Genomic DNA, 17,286 nt, shown 5'->3' on the forward strand with positions numbered 1-17,286 from the left:
TAACATGAGCAACCTTGTTATTCGAAAGGCGCTTAGTAGTGATTTAAATGCACTGATTGACGTTGAAAACGCTTGCTTTAATAACGATAAATTAAGTCCGCGTAGTTTAAAACGCTGGCTTAGTGCAAAACACGGTATTTTACTCGTTGCCCAAAATGGCGAGCAAGTATGTGGATATGGATTAGTGTGGTGCCATAAAGGGACTCGTTTAGCGCGTTTATATTCGCTTGCTGTAAAACCCACAATGCAAGGTAAGGGCGTTGCAAAGACATTGCTTACTAGCCTTGAAAAAGAAACGTATGAGCGAGGGCGTATTTACCTTCGTTTAGAAGTGGCTGTAAATAACGAAGGTGCGATAGGGCTTTATAAAAGCTTAGGTTACAGAGTGTTTGGCCAATATAGCGATTATTACGATGACCACAGTGACGCACTACGAATGCAAAAAAATATTCGACAAACGAGTGAGTTAAAAGTGGCGCGTTTAACGCCGTGGTATCAGCAAACTACTGAGTTTACGTGCGGACCTGCTGCACTATTAATGGCAATGGGCGCACTTGAGCCAACAACTGAGCTTACCCAATCGCATGAGCTGGCACTTTGGCGTGAAGGTACCACAATTTTTATGACATCGGGTCATGGTGGTTGCCATCCGTTTGGTTTGGCACTTGGGGCTAATAAGCGTGGTTTTAAAAGCGAGGTAATGGTTAATACCACAGAGCCTTTGTTTTTAGATGGCGTACGTAACGAAAACAAAAAAGTGGTACTTGCCACCGTGCATCAACAATTTGTAGATGGTATTGCACAAGCAAATATACCGCTTACGTATAAAGATGTAGAGCTTGAGCATATTGAGCAGTGGTTAAGTAAAGGCTTTAGTGTGCTGTTATTAATTAGTACATACAGTTTTGATGGTAAAAAATCGCCACACTGGGTGTGTGTTACGCACCTTGATGAGCACTGCGTGTATGTTCACGATCCGTTTTGTGAGCCGGGCAGTGATAAACAGCTCGCAATAGATTGCCAGTATGTACCTATTGCACGAAGTGATTTTAGTAAAATGTCAGCGTTTGGTAGCCAACGTTTAAGAACGGCGGTGGCTATAGCTAATAAAATATAAGGTTAACAGTGACTTTTTTAGATTTAATTGATGTAGCCCCGTATTCGTGGGCAGCTATTGGTACTGCGGCTTTTTGCGGTGCCATTATTGGTATAGAGCGCCAGTTGCGCGGCAAGCCTGTAGGTATTCGTACATCAGCCCTAATAACGTTGGGTACGTATTTGTTTTTATCCACTGCGTTTAATTTACAAGGGGATGTAATAGATCATTCTCGTGTAGTTGGGCAAATAATTACAGGTATTGGCTTTTTAGGGGCAGGCGTTATGCTCGCAAAAGATGGTGCGGTAGTTGGCGTAACCTCTGCTGCAACCATTTGGGTGCTTGCATCAATAGGCGTGATGATAGCGACAGAAAACCTTGGGGCTGCAATAAAACTCTCGGTGCTGGTGGTCGGTATTTTATACGGTGTAGACGTACTTGAGGCTAAATTTAAAAGCTTAAGCAAAGGCGTACACACTAAAGTAAAAAACTATCAAAAGCGCTATTATCGAAAAGAATTTAACGAATCAGAACGCCACTAAAAGTGGCGTTTATTAATTATAGCGTAATTGTTTGATATTGGATGGCATCTTCAATAGGAGCTGGGCGCCCAATAAAATAGCCTTGTACGTTATCAACGCCTAGTTTTCTTAGTGTGTTTAATTCATCTTGATTTTCTATACCCTCAGCTACAATTGAGCAATTAATAGCTTTGGCAAATCCGCATAGTGCTTTAGCTAATAAAAACTTTCTACTGTCTTTATTTATATTTTGAGTGAGGCTTATATCTAACTTAATGATATCTGCCTCTAATTCTAAAATATGTTGAAAAGACGAATAGCCAGCTCCAACATCATCTATAGCTAATCTTACGCCTTTGCTTCTTAATGGTTGAAGTGCAGTTCGCATCGCTTGGTAGTCTAAAATAGGTGAATGTTCAGTCACTTCTAAAATTATTCTATTACAATCGATGCTTTGTAATACTTTGTCTATTGAGCCTGATAAAATATGCTGAGGTGAAGTATTTATAGTGATATAAGCTTTTTCATCAAATTGATCTAAGCAATGTAATGTATTTTGTATAGCAAGTATTTCTAATGCTTCTCCTAAACCCAGTTTTTCAGCATCTTTAAACCAAATATCAGGTGTTTTATAGGGTTCAATAAAAAAGCGTGACAGAGATTCATAACCCGAAAGTTGGTTGGTTGATAAATTAAATATGGGCTGAAAATAAATCGTAATATCGTTTGTTTTTATAATATTTTCAATAAGCGACTTTGACTCATTATTTAAAATGTCAGACTGAACTTTTTTTTCGATTAACTCAGTAGCTATTTCAGAAATGAGCCTAAGAAATGACAAATCTTTGTCGTTCAGGGCATTGTCTAATACGGTTTTATAACAGCAAAAAGTTCCATAAACTTTTCCGGTGGATAAAATAATGGGTACACCAATATAAGAGCCAATATTTAGCTTTTCTGTGACTGGCATGTTGCGGGTTATTGGGTGCTCAAGAGTATTAGGGATTATTTGTTCTAGCTCGTTATCAGATATTTTTTTACAGTAAGTTTCGCAAATTGGATCTGAATTACCTACTGATACGCATGTATTTGTAGTTTGGTTATCTACCACTTTAAAAACGCGCTCAGTATTGGTGAATTTTGAAATAAACGCGACTTCCATACTTAAATGTTTTCGTACAAGTGAAAGTAACTTTAATAACTTTGATTCAATAGAAGCATCGCTTTGTGGATCGAAAAGGTGCTTACTAAGTTTATCTCTCATGCAGTTACCTTGGTATGGCGTAAATTATATTATTGATAAGAGTATAATTTATGTATAAAAAAATGCCAATTTAGAGTGTCGTCGCTGGTTAGCCAAACAACTTTCTCCTAACTACTTTTCTGTAGCCACTGGGTGTTTGGCTTAATACTTTTTTAAACACGCGGGTTAAATGCCCTTGGTCGTTATATCCAACTTCTAAAGCCACTTCTTGAATTGATAAATTTGATGATGCTAATAACTCTTTCGCACCTTCTACGCGTAATTGTTGCCAATACTCAATAGGGCTTTGGTTCGTTGCGGCTCTAAAGCGGCGGGTAAAAGTACGATAGCTTAAGCTAAATTGGGCAGCGACTTCTTGCAAGTTTAGCTCGGTGGCTAAATTCGTTTTTAGCCAAAATTGAATTTGCGCAATTAGCTCATCGGGGTGGCGGTCTACTGCACCTTCTAAATAGCGTTGATCTTCGTAGGGTTTGCGTATTTCGTGCGAAAAATTACGCTCTACATGCTGCGCGGCGGCTTTTGTGTAGTACTGGCTGATAATATGTACGATAACATCTGCAAGGGCATTAAGGCTTGCTACGGTATACATGCGCTCTGATTGGGTTATAAAAAAGTCGGGCTTTAAGCGCACCTGCGGGTAGTCATGGCTAAATTGTTTGGCGTAATGCCAATGGGTGGTAGCAGGGTGGCCATCAAGTAAGCCAGCCTCAGCTAATAAACAGTTGCCAGTACCGACACCAATTATATGGCTGCCTGCGCTAAAGCTTTCACTTAGCCAATCAACTATTTCTTGATTTGTTCGCACCACTGGGCGTGGGTTCCGCCAAATACCCGGCACTATAATCAAATCGCTGTAGGGCGCGTTAGTTGTTATGCAATCAGGATTTATAGCAAGGCCTGCACGGGAGGGTATAGATTCAGCACTTTTAGCCACTAAATTTATAGCAAGTGGCCTAAAGCTTTGCTTATCAAGATGCCCTTTAGCAAAGGCCTCGCCGGCTCTTAGCATTTCTATAGGCAGCGTTAAACTAGTCACTAATAAATGCGGATATACCGCTATAGCAATGTTTAGAGGTGGATTAGTGTGTTTATCAGTCATATAAATGCTCCGACCAGTACATTTTGGCCTTTTGTGCTGAATATTTGGCTATTAAAGCACAATGTGTGGTGCATAATCCATTTAAACTGCCTCTTCTCCTTATAACACGTTTCTAAAAGGTAAATTATGACAGCATTACCCGTTATAGTAGGCATGGGTGGCATTAACGCCGCTGGCCGTACTTCTTTTCATCAAGGTTATCGCCGTATCGTGTTAGATAGTTTAAATGCTCAAGATCGCAGTGAAACATTTTTAGGCCTCGCCACACTGATGAATCTAGTAAGCGTTATAAACGGCCAATTACAAGATACACAAGGTAATAATGTTGAGCAAAGCGACATAGAAGCACGCTTTGGTGAGCAAATTATTGCTGGTACACTTATTCGTAAAATTGAAAAAGAACACTTTGATGCCGACGCAACACCGTGGCAGCAAAAAATGACACTAACCGCATCAAGCGATAACGCAATTGTGTTTGAAACGCGTGCTCGCGACTTACCTGCACCTATTCCAGCTAGCTGGCAAGTTGAAGAGCTTGAAGGCAAAAAAGTTAAAGTAACTATTGCAGCCGACTTAGACGTAAAGCATGACTCAACACGCGATAACCCAATTAAATCTGCTGGGCAATTTCCGACTGGGTTTGATCCATCAGTTATGTATAACAGCCGCTATCAGCCTCGTGGTTTGCAAGCCACTATTTTTGCAGCTACAGATGCGATTAAATCAACTGGGCTTGATTGGCAGCATATTATGAATAGCGTAGAGCCAGATAAAATTGGTACCTATTCAGCATCGGTAATTGGCCAAATGGACGACAAAGGCCTAGGTGGTTTAGTAAAGGCGCGCCAACAAGGCGACCGTGTTAGCACTAAGCAGTTAGCACTGGGCTTAAATACAATGTCTACCGATTTTATTAATGCCTATGTTACGGGCAATGTAGGTACTACGTTTTCGACCTCGGGCGCATGTGCAACGTTTTTATATAATTTACGTGCAGCGGTTAATGACATACAAGCAGGGCGCACACGCGTTGCGGTTGTCGCAAGTGTTGAGTGCGCTATTACACCAGAAGTTGTAGAAGGCTTTGGTAACATGAGTGCACTTGCAAACGTTGAAGGTTTGCGCCGTTTAGATAACTTATCAAATGATGAAGAACCAGATTACCGTACTAGCAGTCGCCCATTTGGCGATAACTGTGGCTTTACATTAGGTGAAGGCGCGCAAGTTGCTATTTTAATGGATGATGCTTTAGCCCTTGAGTTGGGCGCTGATATTATGGGCAGCGTACCGGATGTGTTTGTAAATGCAGATGGCGTTAAAAAGTCGATTACATCACCTGGACCTGGTAACTATATTACAATGGCAAAATCAGCTGCACTTGCTAGCAGCTTATTAGGTAAAGAAGCACTGCAAGAACGTAGCTTTATTTTAGCTCATGGTTCTAGTACACCGCAAAACCGTGTAACAGAGTCTTTGATTTATCATAAAGTAGCGCAAACGTTTGCTATTGATAACTGGAAAGTAACAGCGCCAAAAGCGTATGTTGGCCATACTATTGCACCTGCAAGTGGTGACCAGTTAGCGATTGCGTTAGGCATATTTAGTCATAATATTATGCCGGGTATTACCACTATTGATAAAGTGGCTGATGATGTTTATAGCGACCATCTTGATATTCGTAATAGCCATTACGAGTGCGCTGATATGGATATTGCTTTTATAAATTCAAAAGGCTTTGGCGGTAATAATGCAACAGCGACTGTACTTTCACCAAAAGTAACAATGCAAATGCTTGCTAAGCGCCATGGCGATGATGTTATGACTAGTTACACACAGAAAAATAGTGTGGTTAGCGCTTCGCAGAAAACGTATCAAACGCAAGCTGATTTAGGCCAGTACGAGCTTATTTATCGCTTTGGCGACGGACTTATTGACGACAACGACATTGTAATAGACGAGCAAAGTATTCAGTTACCAGGCTTTGAAAAAGCAATTACGTTTAGCACAACAAACTCCTATCAAGATATGTTTTAAGCACACATACTTGTTAGCAAGGCGCTTTTTAAGCGCCTTTTTTAATGTCTATTATTTTGTGCTAACTTGTATAAACGCTATATATATTTAGCAATTAAGCTATGTTTGTGGCTTCGCTTCCAAACAATGTATCGCTTAGCGAGTAGGGTTGTTAGCCCTATTACAACGGCTATAAATAAAAGTGTTGCTGTGTAACTCATGCCATAACCTTCAGGCAAACCAACGAGCGTATCTGCGTAGGTCATATCGCTAAAATTAAAGCCAAGAATAGGTATAAGTAACCAAGCAATAGCATGTAATAAATACAAATGCACAAGGTATGAAAACATACTTGTTTTACCCAGGACTTGTAAAAAGTTATGCGAAAAATCGGTTTTTAAACCACTTAATGCCTTTAAAGAAATAAGCCCAAGGCCAACTGTAAGTAACATGAACTGAAGCGAAAGCGGATACTTTGTTGGGTTTAGAAACGACATAACAGTGAGTAATGAGCTTGTATGTATAGCAAACTGTGACATGTCACCGTATAAGTTAAACCCACGTAAAATGCCATAAAGCGCAAGGCAAGTAACCCCTAATAACAATGCGTGATTCATCACTTTTTTACTGTATTGTTGCGCTTTGTAATAAACACCAGCGCAATATGCCAATGCCATTAAGCCAACAATAGGGGCAACTGGGTAGGTTGTTCTAATTTGAAAATCAAAAGGGAGATCAAGTACATTTTTTTGATGTGCAATAGACCAAGCAGTATGTGCAAATGTATTAGGCTCAAAGCTTGTTCCATCAAATAAATTATGCCCAAACACGAGTAATAAGCCTGCTACAAAAATGGCATAAATGCCCAGGAAACGCAGCAGTCCTAAAATAACAAAGCCCCAGCCGATAGCCCAAATAACTTGTGCGTATAGCATTGGGTATAGTGGGTTAAAGCTCCAAGACCACGAAACAATAGTAAATTCAAACAAAATTAGCACTAAACCACGAATAATCAAGCTTTGTGAAAATGCTTTAGTGGATACATATTTATGCTCTGTTATAGCCGCAGATAGACCTGCTAAGAATACGAAGAGTGGTGCGCAAAAGTGAGAAACAAAACGCGTAAAAAAGGTAACGGGATCAGTCCCTGGAATGGTCATCGGATCGGTAACTGAGTAATTAAGGCAATAATACATACCATGGTCAATAACCATAAATATAATTATAATGCCCCGTAATATATCAATATGATGTAAGCGGTTATCGGTTGAAGGTAGCGACATAAGAGAGCTATATAGAGTGATTTAAAACTGTATTTATTATATGTTATATTGTATCAAATTGAAATCGTATATTTATATTTTGCCAGTGATTATACACACGTAATACGACCAATATTTGCTCGCATTACTTGTAATGATACAGCTAATTATCACTTAAACTTTTTTACATACCTTAGCGTTATAAAATTAATAATGGCGAGCAAAATGGCTATTTCGTAACGGCTATAGGCTACAGCTATACCAATTAAGCCCATATTCCAAATACTGGCTGCGGTTGCTGTACCGGAGGTTGATTTGTTATTTTTCAAAATTGCGCCACCGCCAATAAAACCAATGCCAGTAATGATGCCTTGCAACATTTTAGATTGAGCTTCTGCGCCATCTAAAACCGACATCGCTATTAATGCATACCCACACGATGCAACAGCAACAAGTGGAAAGGTACGAAGGCCTGCACCATCATGGCTACGCTCTCTGTCGTAAGCCATAGGTAGCGCAAGTAGGTATGCAATACCTAAATGTATTAAGTTATCGATGATTTCATTCCACTGTAAATCAATTTCCATTATTGAGCCTATGCGGGTTAATTTTGTTAATAATAAGCAAACAGTGGGCCATTGCATAAATAACTAATAATCAATGGTTTATTGTAGGAAGCTGAGTTTAATAAAAATTATTGAGGAAACTTTTACATGTTTTTATTACTATTTTACGCGATAGTTAATTTGATCTGAGTTTTAAAGCCCCGTATTCTTTTATCATACCTAAAAGACACCTATGTGAACCTTTTGCCTTTAAATAAAACATTAATCACACCCACTAAACTTGAAAAAACAGCGTTACTATTTTGCGCTGGGTTATCTGTTTTTGCTTTTTTATTTCCTGAACTTCTCACAGAACACTTACAACCTACCATTAATAAAATTTTAGGTTATTTAGGGTCGCCATTTTTTATATTGCAGCTGGTGGGTGTTACAAGAAAGTTTATAAATGATTTTAGGTAGTAATACTTACATTTTTTTACAGAGTTACAATAAAAAACGTATACAATTTAGGTAATATTTTGTTAAGGATGAATGATGAAAACAATTATTGTACTTTTGTTTTTTTATTGCCTTTCTGGCTGTACAGTTGCGGGCGCTATTATTGATGGGCAAGCACAATCTCAGGCGCGTAATGATAAAAATAGTATTAGCCCGGCGCAGTCAACACCTTATAAAAACCCACTAGAGCCAGTACCTACAGATAAAAACGGATTTAACTTTACTGATATGGGATTAAAGATAGATTCGGCTCTTGTTAGCCTAGTTAAAGGGGAAAGCACTACTACGCAAGTATGTAGGCAGGTCACTAAAAGTCTAAAAGAGTGTGTAGAGGTAGAAAAGTCATCTCTACACACTAATGAGGCTAAGCAGTTAAAAACTGATGATGAAATAATAAGTGTTGGTCAATAAAGCTGCTTATAAAAAAGTAGCTATGATCGTAGCCTGCTTGCATTTCAAGTGTAAGCGGGTAGCTTTTTTTATCAGCAATAGCGACTAAGTTTTCTGGCTTAAGTTGCTCTTGTAAAAAACCATCGGCATCACCTTGACTCACTAACATGGGTAAGTAATGAGCTTGCTCTGCGTTTTTCATCAGCTCGCAGCTGTCGTATTGCTTCCAAAGCGCTTTATCATTTCCTAAATAACCAGTAAATGCTTTTACACCCCAAGGGCATTCAATCGGATTTACAATAGGGCTAAAAGCCGAGGCACTTACAAAAGCAGTCGGGTTTTTAAGTGCGACCATTAATGCACCGTGCCCGCCCATAGAGTGACCACTAATTGCTTTTGTACCTGTTACCGGAAAATGTTGCTCTATCAATGCTGGTAATTCACTAACAACATAATCGTACATATTAAAATGGGTGTTGTAAGGAGCTTGCGTGGCATTTACGTAAAAGCCTGCGCCTTGTGCAAAGTCGTAGCTGTCTTCATTGGGTACGTTTTCGCCACGCGGGCTAGTGTCAGGCGCTACAATAGCAATACCCAGCTCTGCTGCTTTTTTAAATGCACCGGCTTTTTGCATAAAATTTTCGTCGGTACAGGTTAATCCCGATAACCAATAAAGTACCGGTACTTTATTTGCTTCACTTGCGCCAGGTGGTAAAAATACGGCAAAGCGCATAGTGCAATGTGTACTTTGCGAGCTGTGAGTATATTGCTTATGCCAACCGCCAGACACTTTTACACTTGAGATATTTTCTAACATACTTAATCCTTAAAAGCCGTAAACTTAAAAGTATTACGGCTTATTAATAAGCTATTTTACGAATGCAGTTTATTAGTAATGAATGACTGTACGAATACTTTTGCCTTCGTGCATTAAATCAAACGCTTCGTTAATATCTTCAAGGCTCATTGTGTGAGTAATAAAGTCGCTAAGAGCAAATTCACCTGCCATGTAACGCTCAACAATTTCAGGGAGTTGTGAACGGCCTTTAACGCCACCAAATGCACTACCACGCCATACACGCCCAGTTACCAGCTGAAACGGACGGGTTGATATTTCTTGGCCTGCACCTGCCACACCAATAATGACCGACTCACCCCAACCTTTGTGGCAACACTCAAGCGCTGAGCGCATTACGTCAACATTACCGATACATTCAAACGAGTAGTCAACGCCGCCATCTGTCATTTCAACAATAACTTCTTGAATTGGCTTGTCGAAATCTTTTGGGTTAATTAAATCAGTAGCACCTAGTTTTGTAGCTAAATCGAATTTAGTGGTGTTTATATCAACACCGATAATACGACCTGCACCAGCCATTTTTGCGCCAATAATCGCAGACAAACCAATACCGCCTAAGCCAAATATAGCAACAGTGTCGCCAGGCTTTACTTTAGCTGTGTTGGTAACTGCGCCCATGCCCGTTGTTACACCACAGCCTAGTAAGCAAATCTCTTCTAGTGATGCTTCTTTATTTACTTTAGCAAGTGAGATTTCTGGCAATACAGTGTACTCAGAGAACGTTGATGTACCCATGTAGTGATAAATTGGTTGGCCATCTTTAAAAAAGCGTGTAGTGCCGTCTGGCATTAGGCCTTTACCTTGTGTTTCGCGCACGGCTGAACACAGGTTAGTTTTACCTGAAGTACACATTTTACATACGCCACATTCTGCAGTGTATAAAGGAATAACATGATCCCCCACTTCAACACTCGTTACGCCTTCGCCAACTGCATAGACAACACCAGCGCCTTCGTGACCTAAAATAGCAGGAAATATGCCTTCAGGATCTTGTCCTGATAATGTAAATGCATCAGTATGACACACACCTGTAGCGGTAATTTTTACCATAACTTCGCCTTTTTTAGGCATCATCACATCAACTTCTTCAACACTAAGTGGTTGATTAGGACCCCAAGCAATGGCAGCTTTTGATTTAATAAATTCAGACATGTGTTTTATTTCCTTTAACTGGCTATTAAAAAATAATTGTAGACCCAATTTGCTTGGGTGATGGGCTTATTGTATTTGTTTCTCAAATAATGATAATCTCAATTTTATTAAAACACTTTTACAGTATAGTAATAATGGCACGTTGGGATGGAATTGATGAGTTTATAGCGGTTGGTGAAGAGGGCAGCTTTACTGCGGCTGCAAAAATGCTTGGGCTTTCGGTTGCGCATATTAGCCGCCATGTTACGGCGCTTGAGCAACGTTTAAATACCCAGCTTTTAACTCGTACTACTCGTAAAGTGGTTTTAACTAAAGAAGGTGAAGTGTACTTACATCAAATAAAGCACTTACAACACGCTATGGACGAGGCAACTCAAGGCCTTGCTCAGCAACAAAGTACGCCTAAAGGTAAAATAAAGCTCACAGCACCAGTTATGTACGGAGAGAGCTTTATTATGCCCATAGTGCATAATTTTATGAAGGAGCATCCCGAGGTAGAAGTTGTTGCCACACTAAGTAACGAGCAAGAAAACTTATTAGAGGGCGGATTTGATTTAGCCATAAGGTTAGGGCATTTAAAAGATTCGAGCTTAAAAGCGCGTAGGTTAAGTGCGCGGCGTTTTATTATGTGCGCTGCACCGCAGTATTTAACGCGATTTGGTGAGCCGCATACTTTAGGCGAGCTAAACAGCCATGAATGTTTAATTGGGAATAGTAGCTACTGGCGCGTAAACGAAAATGGGCGCGATAAACACATTAAAATAGCAGGGCGGCTACAGTGTAATAGTGGTTGGGCGCTGGTGGATGGCGCAAAAAAGGGGCTCGGTATTGTACAACTCCCAGACTACTACATTGAAAACGAAATTAACTCAGGGCAATTGGTGCCTATTTTAACACCCTATCAACCACAGCAAGAAGGGGTATGGGGCGTATATCCACCAAGGCAGTTTGTGGCGACTAATGTACGGGTATTGCTCGATTATTTAGTTAAAGGGCTGAAAGCTTAATCGCGAATTAATGGTTAAGCATGTATTGCTGTAAATATAGCCAAGTATCAGATTTTTAAATTATTTCTTACATTTTACGCCATACCCAAAGGCACTTTTTTCGTGCTACTATTGCTCAATACTTTTACGATAAGTGTTAAAAATAATATGTTTCAACCGGTTAGCTTATTTATAGGGCTTAGATATAGTCGCTCCTCTAAAGGAAATGCGTTTATATCGTTTATTTCGTTTTTTTCTATTGCCGGTATCGCTATTGGTTTAATGGCATTATTTACGGTAAGCAGTGTAATGAACGGGTTTGAAAATAGCCTAAAAACCAATATGCTTGGACTTATTCCGCATGTTGAAGTTAGCGCAGGTAAACACACTGCCACCCAAATGGGCACCCTTAAAACCGACCTCGAACAATCTCCTTATGTTGATCATGTAAGCTTATATCGCCACGGCGAAGCTATTTTGCAAACGAATAAAGACTTGCACGGCGTTTTACTACAAGGCCTTTATAACGACAGCGGGTCTTTGTATAAAATTACCGATAAAATAGTGCAAGGCGATTGGAAAACTGTATTAAACAAAAATTACAACATTGCTATAAGCCGTTATTTGAGTCGTAAATTAGGCGTTAGCGTGGGTGATAAGCTTCGCGTTATTATGCCTAATGCTTCAACATATACACCTCTTGGGCGAGTACCCAGCCAGCGTTTATTTAAAGTGGCCGCAATATACGAAACCGGATCTGAGATAGATATGGCACTTGCGTTTACAAGTGGCGCTTCACTACAACGGGTATTAAAGCTGGATAAAAACACTGCCCCAAATTTAAGTGTTTCATTGCACGAACCTTTCGAACTAGATGAGTTTATTGAAGCAAGCCAGCGTATTTTACAAGATCATAATTATAGTGATTGGCGCAGTACCCAAGGTACTCTATTTGCAGCCGTTGCTATGGAAAAGCGCATTATGTCTATGTTGCTTGCCCTCATTGTATTGGTGGCTGTATTTAATATTGTATCGGCATTAACCATGATGGTAAGCGAAAAACAAGGTGAAGTGGCCATACTACAAACGTTAGGTTTAACGCCTTCGCAAGTGCAAAAAGTGTTTATGGTGCAAGGCTTATATAACGGCGTAATTGGTACAGCAATAGGCGCATTTTTAGGTGTAATATTTAGTTTATATATAAATGAGCTACTTGCATTAGTGGGCTTAAACTTATTGGCAGGTATAGAGCTTCCGGTAAAATTTGATATTTTGAGTTTAGTAATAATAGCGTTTGCCAGTATTGCTATGAGCTTTTTAGCTACCTTATATCCTGCGCGTAAAGCCGCAAAAGTAAAACCAGCAGAGGTATTACGTTATGAATGATTTAGTAATTAGTTGTGAAAATTTAAGTAAAGTTTATCAAGATGGCAGCAACCAAGTTGAAGTATTAAAAGGTGTTGATTTAGCGCTGCAGCAAGGTGAAATGCTCGCTATTGTAGGGAGTTCTGGCTCTGGTAAAAGTACGCTTTTACACATACTTGGCACATTAGATACCGCAAGCTCAGGTAGCGCTAAAATTAAAAACCAAGAAGTTGCAAAACTTTCGCGAACAGAGCAAGCCGCATTTAGAAACCAAAACTTGGGCTTTATCTATCAATTTCATCACTTATTAATGGAGTTTAGCGCAGTCGAAAACGTGGCTATGCCATTATTAATTAAAGGCTTGAGTGCAAAAGAAGCCAAAGCTCAAGCGCTCGATATGCTCGAAAAAGTAGGCCTTGCACATCGCAGCTCGCATAAACCGTCTGCGCTTTCTGGTGGAGAGCGCCAACGCGTGGCTATTGCCCGTGCACTGGTTACAAAACCTGCGCTTGTGCTTGCTGATGAACCAACCGGTAATTTAGATAAACAAAATGCGATTAAAATTTACGATTTAATTAATGAGCTTAACCAAAGCTTAAACACCAGTTTTGTGGTAGTTACACACGATTTAGAACTTGCCGATAAGCTGGGCAAAATAGCTTATTTAGACGATGGAAAACTAGCTATTAAAGAGTCGCAGCATGTTGCTTAGTGCATTTTTAAGTAAACGTTTTAGAGCCTATTCAGGCCACAAAGATGAAAAAAACGGCTTTGTTAGTTTTATCGCTAAAGCGTCCACTATTGGTATTTTATTAGGTGTCGCGGTTTTAATTGTGGCGCTGTCGGTAATTAATGGTTTTGAGCAGCAACTAGTACATAGATTACTAAGTGTTGTGCCACAGGTTGAATATGTAGCACCAAGTAGACCCATCGCGAATTGGTCGCAAAAAATTGAGGATTTACAAACACAACCGCATGTAACAGGGGCTGCGCCATTTATTGCAGTGAATGGGATGGCGCAATATAAAAGCCAGCTAAAAGCGATAGAAATTCGAGGTGTAGAGCCATCGCTAGAGAGTAATGTATCGGCGGTAAATCAGTTTACCAGTGGTAAATTAGTCAGCCAGCTAGGCCTTGACGATGTAATTTTAGGTAAACAAATAGTAAAACAGTTAGACGCTAAAGTAGGCGATAACATTACATTACTTATTCCGCAAATTAGTCAAAAAGGTCAATCATTATTAGCGCCTAAACGCGTAACACTTAACCTTGCAGGTGTTATAGAAATGGGCGGACCGATTGATAGTACCGCTGCATTTATACATCTTAACAAAGCACAGCAAACATTGGGTTACGATGAAACCCAAGTAACAGGGCTGCGTTTAAGTGTTGATGATGTGTTTTCGGCGCATCAAATAGCGCTAAGAGTGGGCCAAACTATTGACGACTACGTGTATATTTCTAGTTGGTTTAGAACCCAAGGCAGCCTTTATCAAGATATTCAAATGGTGCGTACCATTGTTTATATTGTGGTGTTTTTAATTATAGCGGTAGCCAGTTTTAATATTGTATCGTCCTTGGTGATGGAAGTACGCGAAAAACAAGGCAATATCGCAATTTTAAAAACCATGGGCGCGAAAGACAGTACTATTTTAGCCACCTTTGTAATGCAAGGCTTAATGCAAGCATTTGTAGGCGTGGCACTAGGGACACTAATTGGCGTGGTATTAGCGCTTAATATAAGTGAGCTTTTTACGTGGATAAGCCAATTATTTGGAGCCAATCCGCTTGAGGGCGTTTATTTTATAGAGTTTTTACCAAGTAAATTAGTACTTGAAGACATTGGTATTACAGTGATTGTTACGTTTGTGCTTGCGATACTTGCCACTATTTATCCTGCATGGCAAGCAACGCGCGTAGATCCTGCCAAGGTGCTTGGTAACTAGGTATAAGAAGCTCAGATAAAAATTAATAGGGTGGTATTAGTAAACCTGTTAAACTAGGTGCTTATATAAAATTAAGCAATAACTGCTTGGTTGCTATACCTCACTTTGGGATTTACTTTGACTAATAACGATATTTTACGCCGCATTCGCTACACTTTTAACTTAACTGATACTGCTATGGTCAATGTTTTTGCATCAGCAGAGCATACGGTCACCAAAGAGCAAGTAATTGCATGGTTAACTAAAGAAGGTGAAGAGGCTTTTACCCCAATAAGTGATACTGAGTTTGCAAGCTTTTTAAATGGGTTTATTAATACCCAACGTGGCAAACGCGAAGGTGAGCAACCAGAGCCAGAGAAAAAGCTAAACAACAATATTATCTTTATGAAGCTACGTATTGCTTTAAATATGAAAGCAGAAGATGTTATAGCAACACTTGCACTTGTTGATTTTGATTTAAGTAAGCATGAGTTAAGCGCATTTTCTCGTAAAGTAGATAACAAACATTACCGTGTTTGTAACGATCAAATATTACGTTTGTTTTTAACCGGCGTACAAAAGCAGCATCGTCCAGAAGAGTCTGCTTAGTAACTGGTTTTAGCTAATTAGCTTTTAGTTAATGGGCTTGTGTATGTGCAATGCTACATAAAGCCTATTATCAATGTTAAACCCCAACACTTAATAATTAAATACATTTATAACAACACCAAGTTACTTATTGGTTTACTTGCGTGTAAAAATTATATTGCCCCCGCACAAATAGTTCACAGATTAACGCTAATTTTGGCAAAATAAAGATAATAATTGCATTCGTAAGCTATAACGCTGTAAAGCTCGGTCATAACAGCGTAGGATCAAGTTACTTTCGAATGAAAATTAGGTTTGCACTTTAGGTGCATTAACATATAAAAAATTATGCAACTAACTGCAAAACCATCACTTCCTAATGCGTTACTTATTTCTATTAGTACACCACAATTTAAAGGCGACGAAGCAACAGAATCGCTTGCAGAGCTTGCTCGTTTGGTAACTACATTAGGCTTTAAAGTAGTAGGTACACAATCGCAAAAGCAAAGTTCTACCCAAAAAGTTAATGTACTGGGCTCAGGAAAACTAGCTGAAATAGCACACCTTACCGGCAATAAAGGGATGGTTGAAAACGAGCAAGAAGATGATTTACTTGATGAAGACCCTTTAACCGAAATATCCTCAGAAATTCCATCAAACGATTTAGAGTTTGCATGTGCCGATGTAGTGGTATTTGACTGCGATTTAACGCCTTCTCAACTGCGTAATGTTGAGAACCAATTAGGTGTAGAAGTATTTGATCGCACTGGTATTATCATTGAAATATTTAGCCGTCATGCGCGTACTAAAACAGCAAAATTACAAGTTGAAATTGCTCGCCTTAATTATGTAGCGCCACGGCTTCGTGAAACATCAACAGGTGATAAAGAACGCCAAATGGGTAAAGGTGCGGGTGAAACCACACTTGAGCTAAATCGCCGTAAGGTGCGCGATCAGTTAGCAGAATTAAAGCGCGAACTTGTTAGTGTTCAAGATGTAATGATGGACAGACGTACGCAGCGCTCTGAGCTATTCTCAGTGGCTTTAATTGGTTATACCAATGCGGGCAAGTCATCAATGATGCGCGCAATTACAGGTAGTGATGTAGAAGGCGAAAACAAACTTTTTGCAACGCTAGATACCACTGTTCGCGCGTTGTATCCGATTACCCAGCCTCGTATATTGGTTTCAGATACGGTTGGTTTTATTAAAAAATTACCTCATGATTTGGTTGCTTCATTTCATTCAACGCTCGCTGAGGCACATGATGCGTCGTTACTGTTATATGTTGTAGATGCTTCAGATCCTTCTTTTCGCTCACAACTTGAAGTAGTACATAAAGTACTGGCAGAAGTTGGGGTAGAAGGTAGCAAAAAATTATTAGTACTGAATAAGTCAGACCAATTAAGTACTGATCAACAGCAGTCGCTAATGGATGAGTTTCCTGATGCGATGATGACTTCTACACGTAATCCAGATGATATTAGTAAACTGCACAAATACATTATTGGCATTGCTCAAGAGGACATGATTGAAGAAGAGATTGTTATACCGTACATAGCTAAAGGTATTGTGGGCGAAATTCGATCGAGTATGAGTGTTGTTAAAGAAGAATATGAATACAGCCATATTAAATTAACAGTGCGTTCGAGTGCGATTGATTTAGAACGTTTAAAAAAGAGAATGTTGAATTTATAATAAA

The 17,286-nt window shown here is 39.5% G+C and carries 16 protein-coding genes; 10 read left to right on the forward strand and 6 right to left on the reverse strand.

What is annotated here, in order from left to right:
* The first annotated feature begins 4 nt into the window (after positions 1 to 4).
* Entirely contained in the window at positions 5 to 1,117 is a 1,113-nt protein-coding gene (locus H5117_RS02695; RefSeq protein WP_182736086.1) for a GNAT family N-acetyltransferase/peptidase C39 family protein, read from the forward strand.
* Positions 1,118 to 1,125: 8 nt separating this feature from the next.
* Positions 1,126 to 1,638 (forward strand): MgtC/SapB family protein, encoded by a 513-nt coding sequence (locus tag H5117_RS02700; protein ID WP_002960746.1) that lies wholly within the window; start codon positions 1,126 to 1,128, stop codon positions 1,636 to 1,638.
* A gap of 16 nt (positions 1,639 to 1,654) precedes the next feature.
* Here H5117_RS02700 and H5117_RS02705 read toward each other — a convergent pair whose 3' ends face one another.
* On the reverse strand, positions 1,655 to 2,881 hold the full coding sequence (locus tag H5117_RS02705) for an EAL domain-containing protein (protein WP_182715340.1): 1,227 nt from the start codon (positions 2,879 to 2,881) through the stop codon (positions 1,655 to 1,657).
* Positions 2,882 to 2,969: 88 nt separating this feature from the next.
* Entirely contained in the window at positions 2,970 to 3,980 is a 1,011-nt protein-coding gene (locus H5117_RS02710; protein ID WP_182736087.1) for a GlxA family transcriptional regulator, read from the reverse strand.
* 126 nt (positions 3,981 to 4,106) lie between these two features.
* Here H5117_RS02710 and H5117_RS02715 point away from each other — a divergent pair, with 126 nt between their 5' ends.
* A complete protein-coding gene (locus H5117_RS02715; protein ID WP_182736088.1) occupies positions 4,107 to 6,014 on the forward strand; it encodes a beta-ketoacyl synthase in 1,908 nt (635 codons plus the stop codon).
* 77 nt (positions 6,015 to 6,091) lie between these two features.
* On the opposite strand, the gene H5117_RS02720 is transcribed toward H5117_RS02715, so the two are convergent.
* Positions 6,092 to 7,276, reverse strand: coding sequence for a DUF1624 domain-containing protein (locus H5117_RS02720; protein WP_182736089.1), 1,185 nt, complete (start codon positions 7,274 to 7,276; stop codon positions 6,092 to 6,094).
* 149 nt (positions 7,277 to 7,425) lie between these two features.
* A complete protein-coding gene (locus H5117_RS02725; protein WP_002960738.1) occupies positions 7,426 to 7,842 on the reverse strand; it encodes an MgtC/SapB family protein in 417 nt (138 codons plus the stop codon).
* 513 nt (positions 7,843 to 8,355) lie between these two features.
* Between H5117_RS02725 and H5117_RS02730 the strand changes: the two genes are divergently transcribed.
* Entirely contained in the window at positions 8,356 to 8,730 is a 375-nt protein-coding gene (locus H5117_RS02730; RefSeq protein ID WP_096792994.1) for a hypothetical protein, read from the forward strand.
* On the opposite strand, the gene fghA is transcribed toward H5117_RS02730, so the two are convergent.
* Positions 8,684 to 9,526, reverse strand: a complete 843-nt coding sequence (gene fghA / locus H5117_RS02735) for an S-formylglutathione hydrolase (RefSeq protein ID WP_182736090.1) — start codon at positions 9,524 to 9,526, stop codon at positions 8,684 to 8,686. The two genes, H5117_RS02730 and fghA, sit on opposite strands and share 47 nt — an antisense overlap.
* 72 nt (positions 9,527 to 9,598) lie before the next feature.
* Positions 9,599 to 10,720 carry an S-(hydroxymethyl)glutathione dehydrogenase/class III alcohol dehydrogenase gene (locus H5117_RS02740; RefSeq protein WP_002960732.1) on the reverse strand — a complete coding sequence of 374 codons (1,122 nt, stop codon included), beginning with the start codon at positions 10,718 to 10,720 and terminating at the stop codon, positions 9,599 to 9,601.
* 134 nt (positions 10,721 to 10,854) lie between these two features.
* Between H5117_RS02740 and H5117_RS02745 the strand changes: the two genes are divergently transcribed.
* From H5117_RS02745 to hflX, 6 genes are all read left to right on the forward strand, one after another.
* A complete protein-coding gene (locus H5117_RS02745) occupies positions 10,855 to 11,727 on the forward strand; it encodes a LysR family transcriptional regulator (RefSeq protein WP_182694990.1) in 873 nt (290 codons plus the stop codon).
* A 147-nt stretch (positions 11,728 to 11,874) separates the two neighbouring features.
* Positions 11,875 to 13,092 carry a lipoprotein-releasing ABC transporter permease subunit gene (locus tag H5117_RS02750; RefSeq protein ID WP_024595632.1) on the forward strand — a complete coding sequence of 406 codons (1,218 nt, stop codon included), beginning with the start codon at positions 11,875 to 11,877 and terminating at the stop codon, positions 13,090 to 13,092.
* Positions 13,085 to 13,783: a lipoprotein-releasing ABC transporter ATP-binding protein LolD gene (lolD, locus tag H5117_RS02755; RefSeq protein WP_007375330.1), complete on the forward strand. Its 699-nt coding sequence runs from the start codon at positions 13,085 to 13,087 to the stop codon at positions 13,781 to 13,783. The genes H5117_RS02750 and lolD overlap by 8 nt, the downstream gene beginning before the upstream one ends.
* Positions 13,773 to 15,017, forward strand: coding sequence for a lipoprotein-releasing ABC transporter permease subunit (locus H5117_RS02760; RefSeq protein WP_182692978.1), 1,245 nt, complete (start codon positions 13,773 to 13,775; stop codon positions 15,015 to 15,017). The genes lolD and H5117_RS02760 overlap by 11 nt, the downstream gene beginning before the upstream one ends.
* Before the next feature lie 117 nt (positions 15,018 to 15,134).
* Positions 15,135 to 15,605, forward strand: a complete 471-nt coding sequence (locus tag H5117_RS02765) for a DUF1456 family protein (protein ID WP_182694991.1) — start codon at positions 15,135 to 15,137, stop codon at positions 15,603 to 15,605.
* 327 nt (positions 15,606 to 15,932) lie between these two features.
* Complete coding sequence (gene hflX, locus H5117_RS02770; RefSeq protein WP_182736091.1) at positions 15,933 to 17,282, forward strand: GTPase HflX; 1,350 nt, start codon at positions 15,933 to 15,935, stop codon at positions 17,280 to 17,282.
* The last annotated feature ends 4 nt before the right edge of the window (positions 17,283 to 17,286 follow it).

This window comes from Pseudoalteromonas sp. SG45-1, assembly GCF_014164135.1.
Taxonomy (GTDB): Bacteria; Pseudomonadota; Gammaproteobacteria; order Enterobacterales; family Alteromonadaceae; genus Pseudoalteromonas; species Pseudoalteromonas distincta.